Raw genomic sequence first — 26,958 nt, forward strand, 5'->3', positions numbered from 1 at the left:
TGGATGTAACTTTAATTTCAAGCAATCTTGGAATAATACGATCTTTGCCCTAATTTTGTGCCGCGTTATGATTTTGTATTGAAAATCAAGTATATCTAAGGTTCATATAGTTTAATCCAGATATTAAATGTCAAATATTGGAAAAATAACTCAGGTTATCGGTCCGGTTGTGGACGTAAGCTTTGAGGCTGAAAATTCTAAATTGCCAACTATTTACAACGCCTTGGTTGTAAAAAAACAGAGCGGTCAAAAAGTAGTGTTGGAAGTACAACAGCACTTAGGAGAGGACATTGTACGTACTGTAGCAATGGAAGGTACTGAAGGGTTGTGTAGAGGAATGGAGGTAGTGGATACCGGGGATGCAATTGCAATGCCTATCGGAGAAGAAATCAAAGGCCGCTTGTTCAATGTGGTTGGAGAAGCGATTGACGGGTTATCACAGCCAACCAGTAAGGCAAAAATGCCTATCCACAGATCTGCACCGAAATTTGAGGAATTATCCACCTCTTCGGAAGTACTGTACACAGGGATTAAAGTAATTGACTTGATCGAACCGTACGTGAAAGGGGGAAAGATCGGTTTGTTCGGTGGTGCCGGTGTTGGTAAAACGGTATTGATCCAAGAGCTGATCAACAACATTGCAAAGAAATATTCCGGTCTTTCTGTATTTGCCGGAGTAGGAGAGCGTACTCGTGAAGGAAATGACCTGATGCGGGAAATGATCGAGGCCGGTATTATTAACTACGGAGATGAGTTTGTAGAGTCTCTGGAAGAAGGTGGCTGGGACCTCTCTAAAGTGGATGTTGAAAAATTAAAAGATTCTAAAGCGACCTTCGTATTCGGTCAGATGAATGAGCCTCCTGGAGCACGTGCCCGGGTAGCCTTGTCTGGATTGACCATGGCGGAGTACTTCCGGGATGGTGATGGCGAAGGTCAGGGAAGAGATATTCTTTTCTTTATTGATAATATCTTCCGTTTTACACAGGCGGGTTCTGAGGTATCGGCACTTTTGGGTCGTATGCCTTCAGCGGTAGGTTACCAACCAACCTTGGCTACGGAAATGGGGGCGATGCAAGAGCGGATTACCTCGACTAAAAGAGGTTCAATTACTTCCGTACAGGCGGTTTACGTTCCTGCGGATGACTTGACTGACCCGGCTCCTGCAACTACTTTCTCTCACTTGGATGCTACCACGGTATTGTCTAGAAAGATTGCTGAGCTTGGTATCTACCCAGCTGTAGATCCTCTGGATTCTACCTCGCGTATTATGAATGCGGACGTATTGGGTGACGAACACTACAATACCGCTCAAAGAGTAAAAGAAACTTTACAACGCTACCGCGAGCTCCAAGATATCATTGCCATCTTGGGTATGGAAGAACTTTCCGATGAGGATAAATTAGTGGTACACAGAGCAAGACGTGTACAAAGATTCTTGTCACAGCCATTCCACGTTGCTGAGCAATTTACAGGTTTGAAAGGTGTGTTTGTGGATATCCAAGAAACTATCAAAGGATTTAATATGATCATGGATGGGGAATTGGATCACTTACCGGAAGCGGCTTTCAACTTGGTAGGAACCATTGAAAGTGCAGTAGAAAAAGGTGAGAAAATTTTGGCTGAAGCCAAGTAATCAAGCGTTCAAAATCCTCAAACTTAATATTGCATGTATTTAGAAGTTGTTACCCCGGATAAAAAAGCCTTTGAAGGCGAAGTGAAGGCGGTGAAAGTGCCTGGTTCTAATGGCTCGTTCGAGGTGTTAAATAATCACGCTCCGGTCATCAGTACACTTACAGAGGGACAAATTCGGATTACTACCAAAAGTGACGTTCAGTATCTGAATATAGACAGTGGCATTCTCGAAATGCTGGATAACAAAATTGTGATCCTGGCAGAAGCAATTATTGATGCCGAATGATATAACTGTCAAACAAGCTTTAAATGCGTTGACTTTTCAATAAGTCAGCGCATTTTTTTTGTGATAAGTTGAATAGTATAAGAAATGGAAGCTCTGTATCTTTTAGTTGTAATAGCAACTGCTTGTATCCTTTCTTGTGAAATACGAACACCAGGAAAAATTCACTTTATACTCTCAAGTGTATTCCTGGTGTTGAATGCAAGAAATTAGCAACGGCTACCCTTCTTTTTGATGGGATGATCCTGTCAATTTGAAAATTGCTGTAATTACAAAATTTCTCCCGGGTTCAGGCAAGTTTAGAATTCTGTACTTACTTAAGTGATTTAAATACAGTCGGTCTGTGATATTCTGCGCCTGAAAAAGTAATTCCATAAAGCCTTTTCTCCCGAACTCCAAGCCCATGGAGGCATTGAGCAGTTCATAGCCCTTTGTAGTGGGCTCGTTTTGGTCTACCCGGTTTTGAGAACCGTATATACTGTAATTCGTTTTGAGAAAAGCACCGGACAGTATAGCGGTTTGGATCGGGAGATGGTACTCTGCATCCAGCTTGATAGAATACGGTGGGGTAAATGGGAGTGGGAGTTGGGTTTTTGTGTTTTGAATCCACACATATTCACCGCTTGCATATAATTTGAGCCTTGAAGTAGGCTTGTACTGTACATTCACCTCGCCTCCCCAGTGCATTGCCGGAGCTTGTTTATAGGCATATTCTTGACCCGATTCGGGGTAGGGGTACAGTTCTCCGTCTATCTCTTCTCTGGGAAAGCGGCCATTGGGACTCAGGTAAATATAGTTTTGAAAATAATTCGCAAACAAAGAAGTGGATATCATCCACTGGCTTCGCTCGTAAAAGATCCCTGCATCCAGTTGGTAGCCTTCTTCTGCTTTTAAGTCTGCATTGCCCTTTTCAAACCGGAAAGTACCGTGGTGTATCCCGTTGGCCGTCAACTCCGGAGGGCTGGGAATACGAAACGTTTTTCCCAGATTAAGTTTATAGCTCCAATAGGGGTCGGGAATAAACGCCAGGCCGATTCCGGCAGAATAATTAAAAAAATCGCGTTTTACAGCAGGATTGCGTTGCACATCGGCAATGTATTCACTGCGATACCAAAAGGGGTAGGTCGTTTCTTCGGCATCTATATGCGCCATATCGAGTCGCAGCCCTCCATTGAATACCCAACGATCGCTGGCGTGATATTTAAAGATCGAAAAGAGTCCTGCTTCATATTTGTGGTAGGCAGGAATCAAAAATTCAAACCCTCCGGTACGGTTTTGTTGATAGGCTGTTTGAAAACCAAAAATCGTTTCGAATTCCTCATGCTGATTGACAAAGTACCGGGCATTGGCTGTAAAAGTTTGTAAGGTCAATTCCAAGGCATCCACATTGGTACTGTCTACCGGACGGCCGTGTGCATGAGGATAAGAACGCTCCTGTCGCAAATTGTTTTGATACCCCAAATCCACTTCCAACCAGTTTTTTCCGATCATGATATTACTATTGGAGATCACTTTGAAATGGTTGATTTCCTGTGCGGGTAAATCTATATTTTTGAAGTCTCCATCGTGATCCAATTGATACGCCCGGGGGATCCCCACTGCCCCACTGAAGATTCCCGTATTTTGATGGAAGTTGGATACCGTAAGATGGGAGTACCCCCAGTTGCGATTGATACCGACCGTAGCCGAAAGGTGCCGTTCGTTTCCGGCCGTATTTTTCAAGCGTTGATGCTCAATGGGTAATATAAAGCGATTGTACTCAAACGTTTGTGCGGGTACCTTGTAATCTCCGTAATCCAAACCCGTCAGACGAAGCCGGTAGGATAAGCCTTTGTGATTGCCTTTGGCCTGTGCTGTCAAACCATAGGTGTCATTGTTGGTCTTCGCCAACAATTGTACTTTTGCCTGATGCTTGCCTTTAGGCAAACTGTTAGGATGTTTGATAATAATAACCCCCCCCAGTCCATCGGAGCCATAAGCCAAAGAAGCCGGTCCTTTCAAAATATCCATTTGCTCTACATTGAACTGGTCGATTTCCAAGCCGTGATCACTGCCCCATTGTTGGCCTTCTTGTTTAATGCCGTTATCTGCGACCACTACCCGGTTGTGGCTTAACCCCCGGATTACCGGTTTGGAGACTCCTACTCCCATATTGATATAATTAACTCCGGGCAATTGCGCCAAAGAGTGCATCAAAGTGGTACCCGTATTTTTTTTGATGAAATTTTCGTCTACCGATTCTATGAGGACAGAATTTTCCCTTTGACTGAGCTTTAAGGGGTTGCTCTCAATTACGATTTCATGCAGTTCGTTGACCGACTCTTCCAATTGGATTCGGAGTTGGCTGTTTCGATCTTTAATAATAGCCGTTTGGGTCAGAGCATGATAGCCTACATAGGAAAAGTGCAAATGGTAGGAACCTGGTTTTAGGTCTGTAATGGTAAATTGCCCATGAATATCCGTGGCGGTACCTTTTTTGGTTTCATGGATAAAAACGGTCGCACCAATCAACGGTTCGCCTTCTGTATCTGTAATGATGCCGGTAAGTGTAAAACGCTGTTGGGCCGTGGCAATAGTTGTTATAAGAACTCCGAAAAAAAATAGAATACTGTGTTTCACTTTAAGAAGTAGTTTGCCTTGCGATGAAGTTGAATGGTTTGGAAAGAGTTAATTGCTTCTTAAATAAAATGTCTAAACCTGATGGGAAAACAAGGGGGAATTCCTCCCTGTTCCATCAGGTTTAGCTCCTTGAATAAGCCATGATGAAGCTCACTCAATTATGGGTGCTGACTTAGTCGTTATTTATTTAATCTACATGCAAAACCCCCACAATTTGTGTAATATTTCCATCACTATCCATTGCCTTGATCATAAGTTCATAATGTCCGGCAGCTAAATCCGCAGGCAAAGGAATACTGTGTTCTAATTTAAAAAGAGTGTCATTATCCCCTTCCAAATCGATGTCGATGCTGTATACAGGTTCTTCGTTTTCATGGTGCTCACTTTCTCCGTGATCATGATCGTGATCATGTTCTTCGGCAATCTCAATGCTGATTTCCGCAAGGTCTACATCATCGGTTATTTTCCCCTGTAAGTCCAGATTCGTGCCGGGAGTTGCCACAATTTCTTCTTCCAGATTGTGAGAATCTACTGTAATAACCGGTTGCCCTTCTTTGGTGAGGGTCAAGTCTGCAATATAAGTTTCGGCTTCATTACCAGCTTTGTCAAGTACCACCGCTTCAAAATGATAGGGACCGGCAATTGCTTCCGCAGGAATATCTACAGTGATTTCATCTTTAAAAGCCTTCTGTTCACCCAAGTTTATAATTTTTTCCCAAGTGAATGGGTCCGCAGCCAAACGCCCGCCATGTGCATGGCCATCGAAGTTACTATGGATATCCATGCGTATTTCTCCCAGGGCTTGATTGTCGCTAAGCTCAAATGCGATTTTAAGCGAATTCCCTGCTTGTGCTACGGCTTTTTCGCTTTCCGCATTGAGAGTTATACTTTTGACAACTGGCGCCTCTACATCTTTTATAGCGTCATCGTCATCATTGTCGCAATTGGTCAATAATAAAATAGGCCAAATACTTAAGAACAGAGCGAATTTTTTCATAGTATTAAGTGAAATAGTATTTTAAATACAACTATGTTGCAAAAATAGAAAATGAAATTTGAATGCCATACTGTTGCATTTAAATTTTATAAAAAAATTGTAACGTATGATCCTCCCGAATTTAAATTGACAGTATTGAGCATTTCATGTTCGGTCAAAAACTATACGTTTAAACCACTTTACTGTTAAAATATCTATTATGAGAGGGGGGTATAGAGTAAATAGAAGGGAGGAACTTAGGAGTTGAAACGTAGATTTTTTTTGGAGGGAAATACATAAAAAAACCTAGTCCAATAAGGGCTAGGCTTTCCGAATCCATGATACAAATCTGAGATTTAACTTTTATTAATAGATGTACTGTTGTGACAATGGAATATGACTTAGAGTATGCTTAAAACGATGCCCCTTTGGCGGTAAAAATTCTCAGTTTAGGGTTCTCAAAATACTACACTGAGGTTTTTGAAATGGGAGTTTTTAACCCGAAAGATGAAATTTAAACAGGCTCTTATTCTAGTACAAAAGAGATGGGGATGACCATGTATTGTTTTACGGTTCTGCCTCGCTGTTTACCGGGCTTCCATTTGGGCGCTTTAGAGATAACTCTGACAGCCTCTTTGTCACAGCCGGCTCCGATGCCCCGGATGGGTTTGGCTTCTGTTAATTTGCCATCGGTATCCACGATGAACTGCACAAACACTTTGCCTTGCACATTGAGCCTTCTGGCTTCCGGAGGGTACTTCATATGATCTCTGACAAACTCATAAAAGACTCGATATCCTCCAATGGGAGCTGCGGGCTCTTCTACCACATGGAAGATTTCTTCCGCTTCAGGCTCTTCCTCCATCGTTACTTCGGGAGCATTACTTACGGTGACTTCTTCAATGACGGTTTCCTCATCAATTTCTATGTCCAGATCAATTTCAATTTCCTGTTCGATTTCCTCCTCATCAGCCACCGCAACAATATTGGGCTGCTGGATTTTGGGAGGTGGAGGGGGTTTGTGTATGGTAGGAGGAATTTCCTGAATCTCTTCGTACTCGGTTTCAATCGTACCCAAATCCACCAAATCACCTTTGTCTAAAGTCGGAAATTCAAATACGGCCAGGATGACAGCCAAGCTCAATGCCAAACTGAGATTCCGGATGATGCCCCGGTATCGATAGGTGTCTACTTCTTTGTACTTTTTGGATAAAACAGACGTTTCGACATGCTCTTTTGTACGAAGAATATCTTTACCGTTTTTGTCTGTTATGAACCGGAAAAGGAGGGTGATTCCGATGGTAGCGCCAATGAATAATACGGTGATACCTCCTATGCCCAATGTTTGTAATACCTGTACCATGATTGTAGGATTTTAAGGATTATTCCAGCTAGAAGTTGTGGTGCTAGTTGGATGTGGTAAAGATACCCTGAGCTAGGAGGGAATTTGATGATTGCCATTAGGAAAGAGTGGTGATTGATCTTATGGGGCTGATATGACTCAAGTCATATAAATTTGCACAGGGGAAATAGCTCAAAAAAAGCCCGCCTAATTGACTTTGGGCGGGCTTGGATCTTTATTCGCTTTTGGTGCTTTTGGCCTTGGAAGTAGTGGTTTTCTTCTTGGCTTTTTTAGCCGGAGGAGTTTCGATGATTTTCATACAATCCTCCAAACTGAGTGAGGCCGCCTCGGTATCTTTCGGAATTTTATAATTTTTCTTTTGGTAAGAGATATAAGGTCCCCAGCGTCCGTTCAGAATTTTTACGTCCGGGTTTTCATCAAATACTTTGATGGTTTTCTTGGCATCCGCTTCCCGTTTGGCCTTGATCAATTCGATGGCCACGTCCAGTTCTACGGTATGAGGGTCATGCTCTTTGCCCAGAGAGACAAATTTATTGTCATGACGAATATAAGGGCCGAACTTGCCGATGGCGGCCAATACGGGTTTATCTTCAAAGCTACCGATTTCGCGAGGAAGTTTAAATAACTCCAACGCTTCTTCCAATGTAATGCTTTCGATATATTGGTCTTTTCGCAAAGAGGCATATTGAGGCTTTTCCTCGTCTTCCATCGTTCCGATTTGCGCATACGGGCCGAATTTTCCCAGTTTGACACTGATCGGTTTACCACTTTTCGGATCGGTGCCTAGTACCCGTTGGGTAGCTTCCTTGTTGGCATTGGATTTGGTTTGCTCTACTGTTTCGTGAAAGCCTTTGTAAAAGCCTTTCAGCATCTCATTCCAGATCGTCTCTCCCTGTGCAATTTGGTCAAATTGTTCCTCCACCTTTGCCGTAAAGGAATAATCTACAATATTGGGAAAATATTTGTTGAGAAAATCATTGACCACCATACCGATATTGGTAGGAAACAGCTTGTTTTTCTCCCTTCCGGTAATCTCGGTTTTTTGACTTTCTTTGATTTCATTATCAGTCAAGATCATCTCCTGATAGTTGCGGGGCTTACCTTCTTTGGATTCTTTGATGGCGTAGCCACGCTTTTGGATGGTAGAAATGGTGGGAGCGTAGGTAGAAGGTCTACCAATGCCCATTTCTTCCAGTTGTTTTACCAGGCTGGCCTCCGTAAAGCGGGCTGCCGGACGGGTAAAGCGCTCCGTTGCTTTCATATGGTCGAGTGACAATTCCTGGCCAATGTTCAACGGAGGAAGCATTTTCTTTTGTTCTTCTTCCTGATCATCGTCAGTAGACTCGATATACAACTTGAGAAATCCGTCAAATTTGATGACCTCTCCGGTTGCTACAAGTTTTGCTTCATTGGTAGAGATGTTAATCGTAGCCGTGGTTTTCTCCAATTTGGCATCCGCCATTTGTGAAGCCACTGCCCGTTTCCAAATCAGCTCATACAAACGTTGTTCATTGCGGGCTCCGTTGATATCATGCCGGGAAAAATCCGTTGGCCGGATGGCTTCGTGGGCCTCCTGGGCGGATTTGGATTTTGTCTTATACTGACGGGTTTGTACGTATTTGTCTCCGTAGGCATTTTTGATCTGGATCGCTACGGCTTTGATCGCTTCTTCGGACAAATTCACAGAATCCGTACGCATATAGGTAATCATCCCTGATTCGTAAAGCTTCTGTGCCAGCGTCATGGTTTGAGAAACCGAGAAGCCTAATTTACGGCTGGCCTCTTGCTGGAGCGTTGAAGTGGTAAAAGGTGCCGCCGGAGATTTCTTTCCGGGTTTGACTTCCAGGTTTTCAATTTTGAATTGAGCCCCTTTGCACTGTTCCAAAAAGGCCAGGGTTTCTTCGCGGGTTGCCAGTCGTTTAGGTAGTTCTGCTACCAGTACTTTGCCATTGCCCAAATCAAATTCGGCGGATACTTTATAAGAAGATTTGGGCTCAAATTTATCGATATCCCGTTCTCTTTCTACGACCAGTCTCACAGCTACCGATTGTACCCTTCCAGCAGACAAACCGCCTTTAATCTTCCGCCAGAGCACAGGCGAAATCTCGAATCCTACCAAGCGGTCCAATACCCGGCGGGCTTGCTGGGCTTTTACCAAGTCCAGGTCAATTCCCCTTGGAGATTGGATGGCATTAACGATGGCATTTTTGGTGATTTCATGAAAAACAATCCTGCGAGTATTCGCCTCATTGAGTTTTAAAGCTTCTTTCAAGTGCCATGAAATGGCTTCCCCTTCACGGTCATCATCCGTTGCTAACCATACTGTTTCGGCGCCCTTTGCCAGTTTTTTTAACTCCGAAACAACCTGCTTTTTATCGCTGGTAACCTCATACTTCGGCTCAAACCCATTGTCAATATCAATGGCCATATCACCTTTGGGCAGGTCACGAACATGTCCATAACTGGATTTGACCATGTAATCCTTACCCAAGTATTTCTCAATGGTTTTTGCTTTAGCCGGGGACTCTACGATAACCAAATTCTTCGACATCGGAAAAATTTTGTTTGTTAAATAAATACTGTTCTCAGCCGGAAAATTACCTCGTTCAAAAATCTGAGAACATTGAATAGGTTTATTTCACTGAATCAATCTGAGTACCTGAGGAATCACTTCTGACCAAAAGTAAAAAGCCGGATCAAAAGGAAAAAACCTCAAGTAGGATCTTATCTATGGATTACAAAAATGATAGAAAAAGTTTCTAAAAAAAATTATTTGGAAGCCGAATTGTTTTTAAACACTCCAAAAACTTCTCATTTTTCCCATAAAAACCGCTGTTAGACCCACTTGTTTCCGGATGCTTGTTCTATAGAAAACCTCCGGTATCTGTTTGGGAGAAGCCTCTGTTACTCTTTAAATTTTGTATACAACTACAACGCAATCGAAAGTGTTTGAAGGGGGATGCAGCAAAGAGCTTTTTTTCTTAAGCAGCAGCCCGAATTGTTTCAATCATTTTCAAAAAAAATATTCAAAATCCACCCTCGAATTTCTATCTTTACGGCTAAACGTAGTATTGCTGAAGTGTATCTTGTACTGTACCTTTCAATTTTGAAAGTGGATTTGTGAAAAATAGAAACAGCGCCTATCTTCCGTAGGCCTTATGTGTGGATTATCTAATACTCACAAGCAAATCCAGAGGGCATCCGAAGGCCCAAAGTCACTATCATTGTAAGAGAAAATCAATTTGGTCAGCAAGTTTTATTTTTATATTTTTTGCTGAAATAGCAGGGGTGGACTTAAGAAGATCATAAGCCACAGGAATTGATGAGAGATGTTTTTCTGTTACACTAAAAGAAAGAAGAAAAGTTTTTGAATTATATATACTTCATTTAGGGTGTTATCTCTGAATGAATTCTAGCCGTAAACTTTTCGGTTATTGTTTAACCTACAATAAAAATCAGATAAATTCATGAGCAGTAAAGCAGAGTTACATTATGATGGTAAGGTATATGAACTACCAGTCATAGAAGGAAGCGAAAAAGAAAAAGCCGTTGACATTTCTAAATTGAGAGCTCAGTCAGGACTAATTACTTTAGATGTAGGCTACAAAAACACAGGCGCAACTACCAGTGAAGTCACCTTTTTGGATGGAGAGAAAGGCATTTTGAGGTACCGGGGATATTCCATCGAAGAATTGGCTGAAAAGTCTACCTTCCTGGAAGTCGCTTACCTTTTGATCCATGGTGAGCTACCAACCAAAGACCAGTTTGATAAATGGGGACATGAAATCACCATGCATACCTTGCTACACGAAGATATGCGTAAAATCTTTGACGGATTTCCTACCAGCGCCCACCCTATGGGAGTGCTTTCTTCTTTAGTGAGTTCGCTTACCGCATTTTACCCCGAGTCTTTAGACCCTAATCGCTCGCCGGATGGTGTGAACCTTACAATCACCCGCTTGATGGCGAAAATCCCTACCATCGCTGCATGGTCGTACAAAAATGAAATGGGGCACCCGGCGAACTATCCGGACAATAGCAAGAGCTATGTGGCCAACTTCTTATGGATGATGTTTGGCATGAGAACCATGCAATACGAGCCCGATCCGGTGATTGTGGATGCTTTGGATAAATTGTTGATCTTACATGCGGATCATGAGCAAAACTGCTCTGCTTCTACTGTCCGTATCGTAGGTTCTTCACAAGCAAGTCTGTATGTGTCTGTCGCTGCTGGGATCAATGCTCTTTGGGGACGATTGCACGGTGGAGCTAACCAGGCCGTAATTGAAATGCTCGAGCAAATCAAAGCGGATGGTGGCAATGTGGATAAATTTATCGCCAAAGCCAAAGATAAAGACGATCCGTTCCGTTTGATGGGATTTGGACACCGAGTATATAAAAACTTCGACCCTCGTGCAAGAATCATCAAGGCGGCTTGTGACAATGTATTGGAAAAACTGGGTGTACACGATTCTACATTGGAAATCGCTAAAAAGCTGGAAGAAGTAGCTTTGAACGATGAGTACTTTGTAAAAAGAAGCTTGTACCCGAATGTTGATTTCTATTCCGGAATCATTTATAGAGCAATTGGTATCCCTACAGATATGTTTACAGTTATGTTTGCTTTGGGTAGATTACCAGGGTGGATTGCTCAATGGAAAGAAATGAGAGAAGAAAACCAACCGATCGGACGTCCGCGTCAGATTTATACCGGACATAACCTGAGAAATTATGTCAGCATGAACGAGCGGTAAACGGGTTCGTTGTTGAAGGAATTAAAAAAGACACCCCGACAGGTGTCTTTTTTCTTGTCAAAAAACGGAAGGGCTGACAATCTTAAACCGAACAGCTTTCTAGTTTGCTTTTCAACAGTTGATAGGTGGCCCATTGCGCCCGGATTTCCTCACCTTTTTTGGCTTTGGGGCAGTTGTTCAACGCCGAATCCATAACCCGGCTTTTGGTGTTATCACTGAGCTGGTAATCGATAATTGTTTGCAGCTCTTTTTTAAGTTCTGTATTGAAAATAGGAAATCCCACTTCGATGCGCTTAAATAAATTCCGGTGCATCCAATCGGCTGAGGACAAATAAGTATCCCATTGCCCTTTGTTGTAAAATAGCAACACCCGCGCATGTTCCAAATAACGGTCTACAATCCGGGTTACGGTAATGCGCTCGCTTTGCCCTTCTATTCCCGGTACCAAACAACAAATCCCCCGGATAATCAAATCAATCTTGACTCCGGCATTGTTGGCCTCATAAAGTTTGTCGATCATTACTTTGTCTTCCAGGCCGTTGAGTTTGAGAATGATCCCGGCTTTTTTTCCGGCTTTAGCATTGGCAATTTCCCGGTCAATCAATGCCAGGTAGCCTTCTAGCATATTAATTTGCGCCACCATGAGGTATTGAAATACCGGTTTTTCTTTGGGTGAGTGCAAGAAGCGGAATACTTGTCGCAGTTCCTGAGTCAGGTGCTGGTTAGAGGTCATTAAGCCATGGTCTGCGTAGATTTGGGCGGTGATTTCATTGAAATTGCCCGTGCCCAAAAAAGCATAACTTTTCTTTTGAGAACCTTTATGACGGGTAATCAAGGCTACTTTCGCATGTACTTTCAGGCCCGGAATACTGTAGATGATTTTTACTCCTTGTTTTTCCATTTCTTCCGCCCACTTTAAATTGTTGGCTTCGTCAAAGCGGGCTTTTACCTCTACAAATACCGTTACTTTTTTTCCGTTTTTAGCGGCACTGATCAAGGCATTGGCAATAAAGGAATTAGCTGCAATCCGGTATACCGTTACCATGATTTCCTGTACAAAGGGATCTATGGCCGCTTCGTTGAAAAAGCGCAGTACATAATCGTAAGATTGATAGGGAAAATGAAGCAGAAAATCTTGTTCGTCAATGGCATCAAACAATTGGTTATACGGTCCTAGGGCAGGATGTTCCAAAGCGGGCCAAGGAGGGTTTTCCAGTTGGGGGGCTATGGGGTTGGGAAGTTTAAAAAAGTCATTGAAATTATGATACTTCCCTCCGTTGATCACCTCATCTTCTTCCAACTGTAATTTGTGAATCAAAAATTGTAATAAAGAAGCGGGGATATTCTGATCAAAAAGAAAACGGCTGGGCAATCCTACACTTCGCTTGTTAAGATTTTTCCGGATTTTTTCCACCAAATCCCCCGAAAACTCATCTTCAATCAAGAGATCTGCATCCCGGTTAATTTTGATACTGTGGCAAGATTGAATAGCATAGCCCGGAAAAATAATGGGCAAACTGTGACGGATTACATCGTCAATCAATACAAAATATGTATTGTCATTTTCACTGGGCAGCTGGAAAAAGCGGGATAACTCATTAGAAGGAATATTCAACAGGGCATAATACCATTCCGGCTGTTTTTTGTCATTGGTATGTTTAAGTTGCAGGATAAAGTACAAGGCCCCATTGTCCAAAAACGGAATTTCATCTTCTTCTTCAAACAGGATGGGTTGCAGGTAGGCCAATACTTTACAGCGAAAGTAGTGTTCCACACTTTTTTGTTGATGGACATTCAGTTCTTTGGGAGAAATGATGTATATATGATTTTTTCTTAATTCGGGTAGAATCGTTTGTTGATATACTTGTCCGAATTGCTCCAATTGATTGGCTACACTTTGGTTGATTTCATGCAATAAAGTTTTGGGTTGTATGCCCAGCGACTTGTTGATTTTCTTTTTGTCTAAACGGGCAAAACTGTTGATTGCTGCCACTCTGACACGAAAAAACTCATCCAGGTTAGAAGAGTATATTGCCAAAAATTTCAAGCGTTCAAAAAGAGGGACGGAAGGACTGGCGGCTTCCTGTAAAACTCGCTCATTAAACGAGAGCCAGCTCAAGTCCCGGTCATAATATTGGTATTCTGCCATGATTGTAAGTAATTGAAGACCTAATTTCTGAATTATTCGCAAATTCGACCTACTATGACTGTAAATAATTTCTGAATAATCCCAGAGAAATCATGCAAGCAGAGGAGGGGGAGCAGTGTTCAAAACAGGAAGAAAATATGTAGTTAAATCAAGTACTTGGCCATTTGCAAGCATTTTAAAAAAGCATCTTAAGCCTTAAAAACGAATCAATTGCAAGATTCCTCGAAGATTTGCTAATCATATTGTAGCTTTGCCCAAAGACTTTATCAACAAAATAAAATAATTATCATGCTGAAAGGATTCTTTAATGTACCGGAAGCGAAAAACGAACCGATACTGTCGTATAAGCCCGGATCACCAGAGAAAAAAGCCGTGAAAGAGATGTTGGCTAAATTAAGAGCCACTGAAATAGATGCGCCAATGTACATTGGTGGTGAAGAGGTGAGAACGGGAAATAAGAAGCCTATGACTCCTCCATATGACCACCAACATGTGTTAGGATATTATCACGAAGGAGATGCTTCGCATGTAGAGCAAGCGATCAATGCTGCATTAGGTGCCAAAGCTGCTTGGAACGACCTTTCATGGGAACACCGGGCAAGTATCTTTTTGAAAGCTGCGGATTTGATTGCCGGACCGTACCGTGCAAAAATGAATGCCGCCACCATGTTAGGACAAGCAAAAACCATCTTCCAGGCAGAAATCGATTCGGCTTGTGAGATTGTGGATTTCTTGCGCTTCAACGTCCAATACATGACGGAAATCTATCAACAACAGCCTAATTCTTCGGATCAGGTATGGAACCGGGTAGAGCACCGTCCTTTGGAAGGTTTTATCTTTGCCTTGACTCCGTTTAACTTTACGGCCATTGCAGGGAACTTACCAACAGCTCCGGCTTTGATGGGAAATACGGTGGTTTGGAAACCTGCCGAAACGCAAATTTACTCTGCTCAAGTATTGATGGAAGTATTCCGTGAAGCCGGTGTGCCGGACGGTGTGATCAACTTGGTATATGTGGACGGGCCTGCTGCCGGAGAAGTGATCTTTAACCATCCTGAGTTTGCCGGATTGCACTTTACCGGAAGTACTGCTACTTTCCAAACCTTATGGAAAACCATAGGCGAAAATATCACTAAGTACAAAAGTTATCCGAGAATTGTCGGAGAAACCGGAGGAAAAGACTTTATCATCGCTCATAAATCAGCGGATGCGAAAGCATTGGCGACTGCTATTATTCGTGGTGCTTTTGAATTCCAAGGACAAAAATGTTCTGCTGCTTCCCGGGTGTATATCCCAAGCAACCTGTGGGAAGAAGTAGAAGGATACCTGAAAGAAGATGTGGCCAACATCAAAATGGGTTCTCCTGAAGACTTCCGTAACTTTATGTCTGCGGTGATTGATGAGAAAGCCTTTAACAAGATTACCAAGTATATTGACGATGCAAAAGAGTCACCTTTGGTAGAAGTAATTGCCGGAGGTAATCATGACAAGTCTAAAGGGTATTTTGTAGAGCCTACGATCCTGAAAGTAGAAGACAACCAATACACCACGATGTGCGAAGAAATCTTCGGTCCGGTTGTTTCTATTTTCGTATACAATGAAGACCTCTTCGAAGAAGCCTTGTATTTGGTGGACTCTACCTCTCCATATGCATTGACCGGGGCCATTTTCTCTCAAGATCGTTATGCCATTGAGTTAGCGTCTCAGAAATTACAACAGTCTGCCGGTAACTTCTACATCAACGACAAGCCTACCGGAGCCGTAGTTGGTCAACAGCCGTTTGGTGGAGCAAGGGGCTCGGGAACCAATGACAAAGCAGGCTCTCAATTGAACTTGTTGCGTTGGGTGAGTCAAAGAACCATTAAAGAAACATTTGTATCGCCTACCGATTTCCGCTATCCGTTTATGGAAGAAGAATAGGTATAGGAAGTACCAAAGAGATACTCTCAACCTCCATCGCTTTTAAGGCTGTGGGGGTTGTTTTTTAAACGGATTTTCAATAGTTAAAACCACACAGACAAACATGAAAAAGATCTATTACCTTTCTACTTGTGATACTTGTAAACGGATCATGAAAGAATTGGGAATCGGAGAGGAATTTGAAAAACAAGATATCAAAACGGAAGCGATCACTGAAAGCCAACTGGACGAAATGGCAACGTTAGCAGGAACTTATGAGTGCTTGTTTAGCCGGGTGGCCAGAAAGTATAAAGCCATGGGGTTGAAGGATCAAACCTTGACAGAGGAAGATTACAAGCGCCTTATTTTAGAAGAGTACACTTTCTTAAAGCGTCCGGTATTTTTGATTGAGGGAGAGATTTTTATTGGAAACAGTAAGAAGAATATCCAAAACGTAGCGGAAAAATTACAAGGAAACTAATTTCCAAGAACTCAAAAAAAGGAATGGGTATCAAGGGGTTGGCAAAGCTTTTTTGCACGAATCTCTTTAGGCTAAGCGACTAAAGCTGAAAATTTTATAATTTTGTAGCTTGAATATAAACTATGGGAAGAATAATTGCAATTGACTACGGGTTAAAGCGTGTGGGGATGGCGGTGACAGATCCGTTGAAGATCATCGCGAGTGTGCTGGAAACGGTTCCTACTCAGGAAGTCACGGAGTATTTGAAAGACTATTTCGGAAGGGAGGAGGTAGAAGCTATTGTGCTGGGCATGCCGGTTAACTTGGATGGGAGTGATACGGATTCCACTCCTCATGTAAAAGGTTTTCATAAGAGATTAAAAAAACTATTTCCTGAAAAACCGGTGCACCTGGTAGATGAACGCTTCACCTCTAAAATGGCTCAGGATGCTATGCTTCGGGGAGGAATGAAGAAAAAAGACAGACGGGTGAAAGGCAATGTGGATAAAATCAGTGCCACTATCATATTACAATCTTTTTTGGACCAACAGCTCTAAAAGACAACGTTGAGGACAGTAGCAAGAAACAAAAAATCTTTCTGAAGTATTAACTTGTAAATTTTACAGTATTAAGTCAATGATATATCCAATAGTAGCTTACGGAGATCCGGTTCTTAAAAAAATGGCTGAAGATATTGACCCTAAGGGAGATATTGATGTAAAGAAGCTGGCCGAAGATATGTTTGAAACCATGTACAATGCCAATGGGGTAGGGTTGGCAGCTCCCCAAATCGGGAAAAGCATCCGGATGTTTGTTGTGGATGGCTCCGGTTTTGAAGAAGACGACATGATGGATTTTAAGAAAGTCTTTATCAACCCGGAAATTGTAGAAGAACATGGAGAAGAGTGGGGGTTTGAAGAAGGATGCTTGAGTATCCCGGGGATTCGGGAAGAAGTTTTCCGGAATGCCAAAGTGTTGATCCGGTATTTTGACGAGGAGTGGAACGAACATGAAGAAGAGCTGGACGGCTTAAAAGCCCGGGTAGTACAACACGAATACGATCATATCGAAGGCATCTTGTTCACGGATTATTTAAGCGGTTTGAAAAAAAGATTGCTAAAAGGCAAGTTGGCAAACATCAGTAAAGGAAAAGTGAAACATGATTATCGTATGCGTTTTCCTGTGAAAAAATAAGTATTTGCTTGTTTGGAAGAAAAAAGAAGGGAGTGAGGGCTGTTCGTGTCGCCTTGGCTCCCTTTTGTTTTTGAGAATTGTATTTGGATTTTTTTGTGAAATCCGCGTAATTGACTCTGCAAAAGATTGCTCATGAATAGATATAAATTACTTGTTTTTATCCCTTTTGTCTTTTTGTTGATGCTAACAGGCTGCCTTTCGGATAGTGACCCTGACCCGGATGGAAGAAGTGCTTTGGACGTTGAAACCTTAAACCTGATCAACCAATACCGGAAGGCGAAAAGTTTACCTCTTTTAAAACATAGCCTGGTTGTATACGAACAGGCCCGTATACATTCTCAAAACATGGCTGATCACAACAGCCCGTTCGGGCATTCCGGATATAATTTCAGGTTAGAGCAAATCAAAAAGTTTATCTCGGTAGGCATTGCCAGTGAACTGGTGGCGTTTAATGCTGTAGACAATCCCGCCTTCCAAGCATACGATACCTGGGTAAATGATTCCACCAGCAAATCCCACCTGGATAATTCTCGCTATAGCCATGCCGGATTGGCGGCTGTCAACTCCTTTGACGGCCGGTTCTATTTTACCTTGATTCTCATCCAAGAAAAACAATAGCATTGAACAAACATAGTGGAATGGGTACGTGTTACAGTTAAAGAGAGGTGCTAACACTGTTCGACCCATACAAGCAAAAAAACGCAAATCGGTGCCGTTTTGTGAAGGATTCACGGAAAGGGGTTGTCTGCCAAGTATCTCCTTCTTTAATTTGCCGGAAAAACACACACTTTTTTTATGATTTTAATTGCAGACAGCGGCTCCACAAAAACGGATTGGCGGATCATCCATGAAAATGATGCGATCACTCAAGTAAGTACCACCGGGTTGAATCCCTTCTTTATCAGTGCTGATGAAATAGGAGCATACCTTATCGAAAACCTATTGCCCAAAATCGAGCTTCCCATTCGGAAAATCTATTTTTACGGGGCCGGTTGTAGTACCGGGCAAGCCAAGGCTACTATCCGGACAGGGCTTTCTCACGTGTTTTCGGAGGCGTCCATTGAGGTTTATGATGATATGTTGGCTGCCGCCAGAGCGGCTTGTAACCATGAGGAAGGCATTGTGTGCATCCTGGGCACGGGTTCAAATTCCTGTTTATACAAAGAGGGAAAAATAGTACAGACCTCACCCAGCAACGGCATTTGGTTTGGCGATGAGGGAAGTGCCGGTTATATGGGGAAAATGTTGATTCAGGCTTATTTAAACCAGGAACTTCCCGAAGAGTTGGTTCGGAAGTTCGAAAAGAAATATGACCAACGGAGAGCCGATATTTTAGAAAACGTATATTCCAAACCACATCCTAATCGATATCTGGCTTCTTTTTCCCGTTTCGTTTTCCATCATATGAACCATCCTTTTATTTACAAATTAGTATATGAAGGTTTTCAGACTTTCTTTCGGAAAACCGTTTGTAAATATCCGGACTATCAGCGTTATCCGGTGCATTGTGTGGGTTCGGTGGGGTTTTATTACGCCAATGTTCTTCGTAAAGTGGCCAATGAATTACAAATTCCTTTGAAAAATATTCTGGAATCACCCATTGCAGGGCTTACCTTATTTCATCAGGAAGAATACAGACAACAATTGGCCAAAAAGAAAAAAGCTGAATAGAAAAGATTCTACTCAGCTTTTGCTCTCTTGTTTTAATTTTTGAATTTGTTCTTTAAACTCATCAATCTCCCGGATTTTTTCTTGAATTTCCGGGTGCTGACTATCTATCGTTTCCCCGTTTTGATTTTCATGGTAAATAAGACTGCCAATATCCCGGTAGTGGGTGTTGACTTTCCATTTCAATTGGTTGATTTCCAGTTGGGCTTTGCCGGAGTCGATGAGTTTGTGGGTGCGGTCCAGAAGGCTGGATAAAGCCATCCGTACTTCGTGCCAGAATTCGTTAATTTGTTTTTCCAGGTTCATGGTTTTTAAGGGGAAATGCCGGGTTGATTAACAACCCGGCGAAAAGTATTGAATAATGATTCGCGTTATCAATGACAACTGGTGTCTTGGTATTTTTTACGGAACATTCGGGACGAATGTTCCTTTAGGCTTAAAATCGAGCCTGTTACAAGGGCCGTTTTTGTTTGGAAGAAAATATGTTTTATTGCCCCCACCCGTAGTCTCCCCGCAGTTGAACAAAGGCAAAGTTACCACAGTCGATTTTCCGGATTTTTCGCTCACCTTCCTTCACGATTTTCAGCATATGTTGGCTGGTCAGGTTGCCTACGGGTATGACCAAAATTCCCCCTATTTTTAGTTGAGCGAGCAAGGCTTCGGGTACGGAAGGGGCCCCGGCGGTTACAATAATTTTATCATACGGTGCAAAGTTTGGAGCCCCTTTGCTGCCATCTCCATATAAAAAAGTGGCCCGGTAACCCAACTTCGTTAAGAGTTTGGTAGCTTTTAAATGCAGTTTGCGATTGTACTCAATGGTCACTAGTTCCGTGTCCAATTCTAATAAAATGCTTGCCTGGTAGCCGGATCCCGTGCCTATTTCCAGTACCTTATCACCTTCCTCTAGTTCTAAAAGTGAGGATTGGAAAGCTACCGTATAAGGTTGTGAAATCGTTTGACCTTCGCCAATGGCAAAGGCTTTGTCTTGATAAGCATGTTCTACAAAAGCACTGTCCATAAAAAAATGTCGGGGAACTTTACGCATGGCAGCCAGTACTCGTTCATCTCTTATTCCCTTTTTTTGTAAAGAGTCAACCAGGGCATTGCGCATTCCTTTGTGTTTGTATGTATCTTCCAGCATTTTTCCAGTAAGGTAATAATCTTTCTATAGTGCAATCTTAACAAATATGAGAGAAAACAGGGGCAGCTTCTCTCCGGAGCTGCTTTTTGCTTGTGAACAATATAGGCTTGTACCTTTATAATATCAACAAAATATTCACAAACAAGGATCTTCTCTGAAAAGCTATGGTTATTTGCGTTTTGGTTTGTTTTTTTACAGGAGAAATCCTTAAACAAAGAGTCAAGAGAGGGAGTTGGGAATTAGTTTACTGATGCCACCGCATATCCATTACAGGTCGCAGATGCCTAACAACCAGGTAAACCCCTCCGAATTAAACATCAATTTTCAACCATAATTTAAATGGAACCACTATTTACCAACGATGCCATCGTTTTGGGGCTACTAACTATTGTACTTGCGCTAATATTTATCACAGCAGGAAGCTCCAACCCTTTTTGGAAGAAGTTTTATACTTACATCCCCTCTTTATTACTCTGTTATTTTATTCCCGCCTTTCTCAACTGGCCTTTAGGCTTGGTTTCCGGAGAAGAATCGAACTTGTATTTTGTCTCTTCCCGTTATTTACTGCCTGCCAGTTTGGTGCTTTTATGTTTGAGCATCGATATTAAAGGAATTATAAAATTAGGGCCTAAAGCCATTATCATGTTTTTAACCGCTACGATGGGAATCGTAGTAGGAGGGCCGATTGCTATTTTAATCATCTCTTTGATTGCCCCGGGATTATTGAACCTCTCCAGTACGGAAGAGGTTTGGAGAGGGCTGGCCACGATTGCCGGTAGCTGGATTGGGGGAGGAGCAAACCAAACCGCTATGAAAGAAATTTTTAAAGTAAGTGACAGTTTGTTTGCCTCTATGCTGGTGGTGGATGTGGTAGTCGCTAATATCTGGATGGGTTTTTTGCTGTATGGAGCGAACATTACCAAGAAAATAGACCGCTGGTTAAAAGCGGATGCTTCGGCCATTGATGAACTGAAACACCGGGTGGAAAATTACCAGGCAAGCATTGCCAAGATCCCGAATGTGACGGACTACATTATGATTTTAGCTGTGGGCTTTGGGGCTACCGCTTTGGCTCATATGGGTTCTGATTTGATCACACCTTATATGAAGCAATTCACAGATACCTTGGAACAGCTGCGTCTTAATTCTTTGACCTCTGGCTTTTTCTGGCTGGTAGTCATTGCGACTACGTTGGGATTCATATTGTCTTTTACCCGCTTTCGCAAATTAGAAGGAGTCGGGGCATCCAAAATCGGTAGCGTCTTTATTTATGTACTGGTCGCTTCCATTGGCATGAAAATGAACTTAAAAGAAGTGTTAGACAACCTCGGTTTGTTTGCCATAGGCTTGATTTGGATGTCGATCCATGCGTTGGTTTTGATCCTTATGGCCAAGCTTATCAAAGCCCCGTTTTTCTTTGTGGCTGTGGGAAGCCAGGCCAATGTCGGTGGGGCGGCTTCCGCTCCGATTGTCGCTTCTGCATTTAGTTCTTCTTTGGCACCGGTAGGGGCGCTGATGGCCGTGTTGGGATATGCATTGGGCACCTACGGGGCCTTGGTTTGTGCACAACTGATGCAGTTGGCATCCTCTATGTAACAATAGGATGAACAACCGATTTCCAAATTATCAGACCCTTATTGAGCCGGATCTCAATAAGGGTTTGTTACTTTTGCAATTGAAAAAATCACCAAAAACTTTTAATCGTGAAAAAGCAAAAATTTGCGCATGAGTCACTGGTAACCACCACCGAGATGGTGTTGCCTAACGATACCAATCCATTAAACAACCTGATGGGCGGACGATTGATGCATTTGATGGATGTGGTGGCTGCTATTTCGGCCCAAAAGCATTCGAACCGCATTGTGGTGACCGCATCGGTCGACAATGTTTCTTTCCAACATCCCATCGCATTAGGAGATGTGGTTTACCTGGAAGCGAAGGTAACAAGGGCTTTTAACTCCTCTATGGAAGTACATATTAGAGTTTCTTCCGAAAATGTGCCTTCTGCCACTACCAGCCAAACCAATGAGGCTTTCTTTACCTTTGTAGCGGTGGATCAATCTGGTAATCCGATTGGTGTGCCGGAATTAGTACCCGAAACCAAAGATGAAATCGAATTGTATGAAGGGGCTTTGCGAAGAAGACAATTACGCTTGGTGTTGGGAAAACGGATGAAACCCGAAGATGCTACGGAATTGAAATCTATTTTCTTTGATACTCAAAAATAAAAAGAACACTTTTTACAGAAAAGGAACCCGTCTTGACCTTATTTCCATAGGGTGAAGGCGGTTTTTTGTTGATGTAGCATCCAATCACCTCTTTGTTTTTAAGTTATCAACATTGTTGATAAGTGTGTTGATAACTTTTTTAGAAAGTAAGCCCCTCCCAGATCCTTTGAGTTGAGTGCGTAAATGTACCCGGTGTTTTGAGGTGTAAGTACAATGGGACTGTTTTTCCAAAGAAGAATTCTCGCAGAAGGCTTACAAAGTTGATTTTCCCGAACATCTTCGGAATCGTACCTTACAAGTCAATATTTTCTTCTAATTTTAAGCCAATTAAAAACACGATGACTAATTATTGAAAAATGAAAAAATTAACGTATTTCAGCTATGCTTTACTGCTGGGCTTGACCATAGCCTGCGGTTCAAAAGAAGAAACAAACGATCAAAAAGCACAGGAAGTTGCCACCACCACTCCTAAAACCGAAACAGCGGCAAAGCCGGCGATACACCCCGGTAAAGGCGTTTACTCCAGAGTTTGTATGGTTTGCCATCAAAAAGACGGAACCGGTATTCCGAACATGTACCCTCCCTTGGAAAAATCAGACTGGGTAGCAGGGGATGAAGAGCGTTTGATCAATATTATGCTCAATGGCCTGGATGGGGAAATTACGGTAAATGGTGTAAAATACGAAGGAAATATGCCCCCGGTAAGCTATTTGAGTGATGCGGAAATTGCCAATGTGTTGTCCTATGTTCGGCAAAGTTTTGGCAATGATGCCCCGGCTGTTACCGAAGAAGCGGTTGCCAAAGTCCGGGCAGGAGGAAATTAACTATAGAGAAAGGGTCTTTTACGAAATATTACCTTGAAATCCAATGGATTTAAATTTAAAAAAGAAACAGGCAGTGGTCTGCGGGTCTACGCAAGGGATTGGCAAGGCGGTAGCTTTGGAACTGGCAAGTTTGGGGGCTTCGGTGACTCTGGTAGCCAGAAATGAAGAAAAGCTTCAACAGGTATTGTCAGAGTTGGATACTACACAAGAACAAGTACATGACTACTTGGTAGCCGATTTCCAACAACCTGCACAATTGGCGGCAAGTATCGCTCGCTATGCTTCGGCAAAAGCGCAAGTGCATATTTTAGTTAACAATACCGGTGGGCCGGCCCCCGGTCAGGCAATAGACGCTCCGGTAGATGCATTTACCCAGGCTTTTTCGGCTCATTTGGTTTGTAATCAACATTTGGTACAAGCCTTGGCGCCTTTGATGAAAAAAGTCCGGTATGGCCGGATTATCAATATTATTTCTACTTCGGTAAAAGTTCCTATTCCCAATCTGGGTGTTTCCAATACGATCCGGGGAGCAGTAGCCAGTTGGGCCAAAACTTTGGCAAGAGAATTGGCTCCTTTTGGCATTACGGTGAATAATGTGTTGCCCGGCTTGACAAAAACGCAACGACTGGATTCACTTATTGCAAATAATGCTCAAAAAGCCGGGGTTACCGTAGAAGAACTGGCGCGTTCCATGCAGGAGGCTATTCCGGCCCAACGTTTTGCGGAAGCCAGTGAAGTAGCCAATGCCGTAGCGTTTTTGGCCAGTCCGGCTGCTGCATTTGTCAATGGGGTAAATTTGCCGGTAGACGGAGGAAATACCCCTTGCTTGTAGCTTTTGTATACGGCTCATTTGGGTTTGTCAAAAATGTATGGGAAAGATCCCTTGGTAGCTGTTATTCTTTGAAAGAATTTTTATAAATTTGCAGGCTTAAAAGATGGACGTGTTCCATTCTCTAATTTATTTTTAAACTGTTTTAGAACAATGCCAGTAAAAATCAGATTAGCCCGAAGAGGTAGAAAAAAGAGAGTAATGTATGATATCGTGATTGCAGACTCTCGTTCGCCACGTGATGGTAGATTCATAGAGAAAATCGGTAATTTTAACCCTAACGTTCACCCTGCATATGTAAGGTTGGACACCGGGAGAGCTTTACACTGGTTGATGGTAGGTGCACAACCTACAGATACCACACGTTCTTTGCTTTCAAGAATGGGTATCATGTTGAAAAAGCACTTGCAAGTAGGGGTGAACAAAGGAGCCATCACTCAAGAAGTAGCTGACAAGCGTTTCGAGGAGTGGAAAAAATCCAAAGACTTCACCAACCTGATCGACATTGTAGATGAGCAAACAGCACTTGACGCAGGTGAGGTACTTACTGGAATGGTGGATAAAACCGAGCACAAAGGTATCCAACCCATCGTAGTGAAAGAAGAGGCTCCTAAAGAAGAGGCTGCTCCTGCTGAAGAAGAAGCGAAAGCGGAAGAGGCTGCTACCGAAGAAGCTCCGGCAACTGAGGAAGCATCCGCTGAGGAAGCTCCTGCCGAGGAAAACAAAGAAGAAGAGAAAAAAGAAGACTAATCTTTCTAGTCTCTTTTCATGAAATAAAAAAAGACGGCTCCAGAGCCGTCTTTTTTTATGTACTTGTTCAGTTTTTTATGAAATACGGCCCCAATGTGCCGCTCCTTTTTTCATCAATTGAGAGAGCTGTTTGGTAATCACCCTATGCTCATTTTGTTGCAAGTCAGGGTCTTTTTTGATTACGGATTGGGCCGCCTCTCTGGCTTCTTTGATGATTTGGTTGTCTTTGGCCAAGTCGGCAAATTTTAAATCCAGTACCCCGCTTTGCTGGGTTCCGGATAAATCTCCCGGGCCACGTAATTTCAAATCCACATCGGCAATTTCAAAACCATTATTAGTTTTGACCATCGTTTCCAGTCGCACCCGCCCATCTTTACTAAGCTTGTACTTGGTCATCAGGATACAGTAGGACTGTTCGGCTCCCCTTCCCACCCGGCCGCGTAGTTGATGCAATTGAGCCAAGCCAAATTTTTCGGCATTTTCAATGACCATCACAGAGGCATTCGGAACATTGACCCCTACTTCAATCACTGTGGTGGCCACCATAATTTTGGTTTCCCCTTTTACAAAGCGTTGCATCTCAAAATCCTTGTCCTGGGGTTTCATCTTACCATGAACGACACTTTTGGGGATCTCCGGAAAGGCCCGGTCCACGCTTTCATAGCCATCCATCAAGTTTTTATAATCCAGTGTTTCCGATTCCTCAATCAAGGGATAGACGATATATACCTGGCGGCCCAGTTGAATTTGCTCTTTGATAAACCCCCACAACTTCAACCGCTGGGAATCATACCAGTGCATCGTTTGAATGGGCTTTCTTCCGGCGGGCAATTGATCAATGATAGAAACATCCAGGTCTCCGTACAAGGTCATTGCCAAAGTCCGGGGGATGGGTGTGGCCGTCATCACCAAAATATGTGGAGAGGCCTTGCTTTTCTTTTTCCACAATTTAGCCCTTTGGGCCACGCCAAAGCGGTGCTGTTCATCGATTACACACAAACCAAGGTTTTGGAAATCTACCGTATCTTCGATTAAGGCATGTGTTCCCACTATAATTTTTAACTCCCCACTGAGCAACCCGGCAAAGATTTTCTTCCGTTCGCTGCTTTTAGTAGAGCCCGTGAGTTTGGCGATGCTGATTCCCAGCAAATCGGCAAACTCCTTTAAACCTTGATAATGCTGGTCGGCCAAGATTTCCGTGGGAGCCATCATACAGGCTTGTGCTTCGTTGTCCAGCGCAATCAGCATACAGATAAAAGCCACAATGGTTTTACCGCTTCCCACATCTCCTTGCAATAAGCGGTTCATTTGATGGCCTGACTTCAAATCCTGGTAGATTTCGCGGATGACGCGCTTTTGGGCATCTGTCAGGTCAAAGGGTAAATGCTTTTTATAGAACTCATTAAGGGTGGGCACGCGGCTCAATACCTGTCCCCGGTAGCGGACCGTCCGGTTGTTTTTTTGTTGTAATAATTTCAGTTGTACATAGAAGAGCTCTTCAAATTTTAACCGGGCAATGGCTTTTTGCAAAATTTGAGTGTTTTTGGGAAAATGAGCCCCGATCACCGCTTCTCTTTTAGATACAAATTTATATTGTTCCAACAGGTAGGAGGGCAAGGTCTCGTGGATTTTGTCATGGACTTCCTTGAGCAGATTGATTTGAAGTTTGGCAATCGCTTTAGAATCCAGGAATTTTTTCTTGAGCTTTTCCGTGGTGGAATAGACTGGTTGAAGTCCCCGGTTTTGTTCGTTGGCCTCCGTCAATACTTCATACTCCGGGTGGGTGATATTGATACGGGAATTAAAGAACGTGGGCTTTCCGAAAACCAAATACTGTACACCCGGTTTGAGTTTTTTGACCACCCAGTTTACTCCCTGAAACCAAATTAATTCAATGGCTCCGCTGCCATCGGTAAAGCGCGCTACCAAGCGTTTCTTCCTGCCTTCTCCCAGGGTTTCTATATTCGTAATACTGCCTTTGAGCTGTACAAAAGGCATGTCTCCGTGGATTTCCCGGATTTGGTAAATCTTGGAGCGGTCTTCGTGCCGGAAAGGGTAGTGTTGTAACAAATCACCGAAAGTAAAAATATCCAGTTCTTTATTAAGCAAATCCGAACGTTGTGGGCCAACTCCTTTCAGAAATTCTATTTTTGTATCGAAGTAATTCAAAAAAATAAATGTTTTGTTGC

22 protein-coding genes are annotated in these 26,958 nt (G+C 42.8%); 14 read left to right on the top strand and 8 right to left on the bottom strand.

The annotated features are described in order from the left end of the window. The first annotated feature begins 127 nt into the window (after window positions 1–127). Window positions 128–1,633 carry a F0F1 ATP synthase subunit beta gene (atpD, locus tag AAG747_RS02065; RefSeq protein ID WP_346819456.1) on the top strand — a complete coding sequence of 502 codons (1,506 nt, stop codon included), beginning with the start codon at window positions 128–130 and terminating at the stop codon, window positions 1,631–1,633. A 33-nt stretch (window positions 1,634–1,666) separates the two neighbouring features. Further along, complete coding sequence (gene atpC / locus AAG747_RS02070; protein WP_346819457.1) at window positions 1,667–1,918, top strand: ATP synthase F1 subunit epsilon; 252 nt, start codon at window positions 1,667–1,669, stop codon at window positions 1,916–1,918. A 216-nt stretch (window positions 1,919–2,134) separates the two neighbouring features. Here the strand turns inward: atpC and AAG747_RS02075 are convergent, their stop codons facing one another. The 4 genes from AAG747_RS02075 to topA all read right to left on the bottom strand — a co-directional run bounded on the left by AAG747_RS02075 (window position 2,135) and on the right by topA (window position 9,424). Then, a complete protein-coding gene (locus tag AAG747_RS02075; protein ID WP_346819458.1) occupies window positions 2,135–4,534 on the bottom strand; it encodes a TonB-dependent receptor in 2,400 nt (799 codons plus the stop codon). A 187-nt stretch (window positions 4,535–4,721) separates the two neighbouring features. Beyond that, window positions 4,722–5,531, bottom strand: a complete 810-nt coding sequence (locus AAG747_RS02080) for a DUF4625 domain-containing protein (RefSeq protein WP_346819459.1) — start codon at window positions 5,529–5,531, stop codon at window positions 4,722–4,724. 505 nt (window positions 5,532–6,036) lie between these two features. Beyond that, window positions 6,037–6,873 carry an energy transducer TonB gene (locus AAG747_RS02085; protein ID WP_346819460.1) on the bottom strand — a complete coding sequence of 279 codons (837 nt, stop codon included), beginning with the start codon at window positions 6,871–6,873 and terminating at the stop codon, window positions 6,037–6,039. Window positions 6,874–7,087: 214 nt separating this feature from the next. Further along, window positions 7,088–9,424, bottom strand: a complete 2,337-nt coding sequence (topA, locus tag AAG747_RS02090; protein WP_346819461.1) for a type I DNA topoisomerase — start codon at window positions 9,422–9,424, stop codon at window positions 7,088–7,090. Window positions 9,425–10,340: 916 nt separating this feature from the next. On the opposite strand from topA, the gene AAG747_RS02095 reads away from it, so the two are divergent. Then, window positions 10,341–11,627, top strand: a complete 1,287-nt coding sequence (locus tag AAG747_RS02095; protein WP_346819462.1) for a citrate synthase — start codon at window positions 10,341–10,343, stop codon at window positions 11,625–11,627. Between the two features lie 82 nt (window positions 11,628–11,709). On the opposite strand, the gene ppk1 is transcribed toward AAG747_RS02095, so the two are convergent. Further along, window positions 11,710–13,776, bottom strand: coding sequence for a polyphosphate kinase 1 (gene ppk1, locus AAG747_RS02100; protein WP_346819463.1), 2,067 nt, complete (start codon window positions 13,774–13,776; stop codon window positions 11,710–11,712). 288 nt (window positions 13,777–14,064) lie between these two features. Between ppk1 and pruA the strand changes: the two genes are divergently transcribed. The 6 genes from pruA to AAG747_RS02130 all read left to right on the top strand — a co-directional run bounded on the left by pruA (window position 14,065) and on the right by AAG747_RS02130 (window position 19,000). Beyond that, window positions 14,065–15,696: an L-glutamate gamma-semialdehyde dehydrogenase gene (pruA, locus tag AAG747_RS02105; RefSeq protein WP_346819464.1), complete on the top strand. Its 1,632-nt coding sequence runs from the start codon at window positions 14,065–14,067 to the stop codon at window positions 15,694–15,696. 103 nt (window positions 15,697–15,799) lie between these two features. Then, window positions 15,800–16,156: an arsenate reductase family protein gene (locus AAG747_RS02110; RefSeq protein ID WP_346819465.1), complete on the top strand. Its 357-nt coding sequence runs from the start codon at window positions 15,800–15,802 to the stop codon at window positions 16,154–16,156. Between the two features lie 122 nt (window positions 16,157–16,278). Then, entirely contained in the window at window positions 16,279–16,692 is a 414-nt protein-coding gene (gene ruvX, locus AAG747_RS02115) for a Holliday junction resolvase RuvX (RefSeq protein WP_346819466.1), read from the top strand. 79 nt (window positions 16,693–16,771) lie between these two features. Then, window positions 16,772–17,329, top strand: coding sequence for a peptide deformylase (def, locus tag AAG747_RS02120; RefSeq protein WP_346819467.1), 558 nt, complete (start codon window positions 16,772–16,774; stop codon window positions 17,327–17,329). Window positions 17,330–17,461: 132 nt separating this feature from the next. Beyond that, window positions 17,462–17,947 (top strand): CAP domain-containing protein, encoded by a 486-nt coding sequence (locus AAG747_RS02125; RefSeq protein ID WP_346819468.1) that lies wholly within the window; start codon window positions 17,462–17,464, stop codon window positions 17,945–17,947. Between the two features lie 177 nt (window positions 17,948–18,124). Further along, window positions 18,125–19,000, top strand: a complete 876-nt coding sequence (locus tag AAG747_RS02130; protein ID WP_346819469.1) for an N-acetylglucosamine kinase — start codon at window positions 18,125–18,127, stop codon at window positions 18,998–19,000. A gap of 12 nt (window positions 19,001–19,012) precedes the next feature. On the opposite strand, the gene AAG747_RS02135 is transcribed toward AAG747_RS02130, so the two are convergent. Both AAG747_RS02135 and AAG747_RS02140 read right to left on the bottom strand, forming a co-directional pair. Continuing rightward, window positions 19,013–19,303, bottom strand: a complete 291-nt coding sequence (locus AAG747_RS02135) for a hypothetical protein (protein WP_346819470.1) — start codon at window positions 19,301–19,303, stop codon at window positions 19,013–19,015. Window positions 19,304–19,484: 181 nt separating this feature from the next. Continuing rightward, on the bottom strand, window positions 19,485–20,138 hold the full coding sequence (locus tag AAG747_RS02140) for a protein-L-isoaspartate(D-aspartate) O-methyltransferase (protein ID WP_346819471.1): 654 nt from the start codon (window positions 20,136–20,138) through the stop codon (window positions 19,485–19,487). A gap of 339 nt (window positions 20,139–20,477) precedes the next feature. On the opposite strand from AAG747_RS02140, the gene AAG747_RS02145 reads away from it, so the two are divergent. The 5 genes from AAG747_RS02145 (at window position 20,478) to rpsP (ending at window position 24,769) form a co-directional block, all read left to right on the top strand. Next, a complete protein-coding gene (locus tag AAG747_RS02145) occupies window positions 20,478–21,734 on the top strand; it encodes a DUF819 family protein (protein WP_346819472.1) in 1,257 nt (418 codons plus the stop codon). 107 nt (window positions 21,735–21,841) lie between these two features. Then, the gene (locus AAG747_RS02150; protein ID WP_346819473.1) at window positions 21,842–22,366 is read left to right on the top strand and encodes an acyl-CoA thioesterase; all 525 of its coding nucleotides are present in this window, start codon (window positions 21,842–21,844) and stop codon (window positions 22,364–22,366) included. A 356-nt stretch (window positions 22,367–22,722) separates the two neighbouring features. Further along, window positions 22,723–23,190, top strand: a complete 468-nt coding sequence (locus AAG747_RS02155; RefSeq protein ID WP_346819474.1) for a c-type cytochrome — start codon at window positions 22,723–22,725, stop codon at window positions 23,188–23,190. Between the two features lie 43 nt (window positions 23,191–23,233). After that, the gene (locus tag AAG747_RS02160) at window positions 23,234–24,022 is read left to right on the top strand and encodes an SDR family oxidoreductase (protein ID WP_346819475.1); all 789 of its coding nucleotides are present in this window, start codon (window positions 23,234–23,236) and stop codon (window positions 24,020–24,022) included. A 150-nt stretch (window positions 24,023–24,172) separates the two neighbouring features. After that, window positions 24,173–24,769, top strand: coding sequence for a 30S ribosomal protein S16 (gene rpsP, locus AAG747_RS02165; RefSeq protein WP_346819476.1), 597 nt, complete (start codon window positions 24,173–24,175; stop codon window positions 24,767–24,769). A 75-nt stretch (window positions 24,770–24,844) separates the two neighbouring features. Here the strand turns inward: rpsP and recG are convergent, their stop codons facing one another. Continuing rightward, a complete protein-coding gene (recG, locus tag AAG747_RS02170; RefSeq protein ID WP_346819477.1) occupies window positions 24,845–26,938 on the bottom strand; it encodes an ATP-dependent DNA helicase RecG in 2,094 nt (697 codons plus the stop codon). Between the last annotated feature and the right edge of the window lie 20 nt (window positions 26,939–26,958).

The organism is Rapidithrix thailandica, assembly GCF_039710355.1.
In the GTDB taxonomy this organism is placed as follows: domain Bacteria; phylum Bacteroidota; class Bacteroidia; order Cytophagales; family Flammeovirgaceae; genus Rapidithrix; species Rapidithrix thailandica.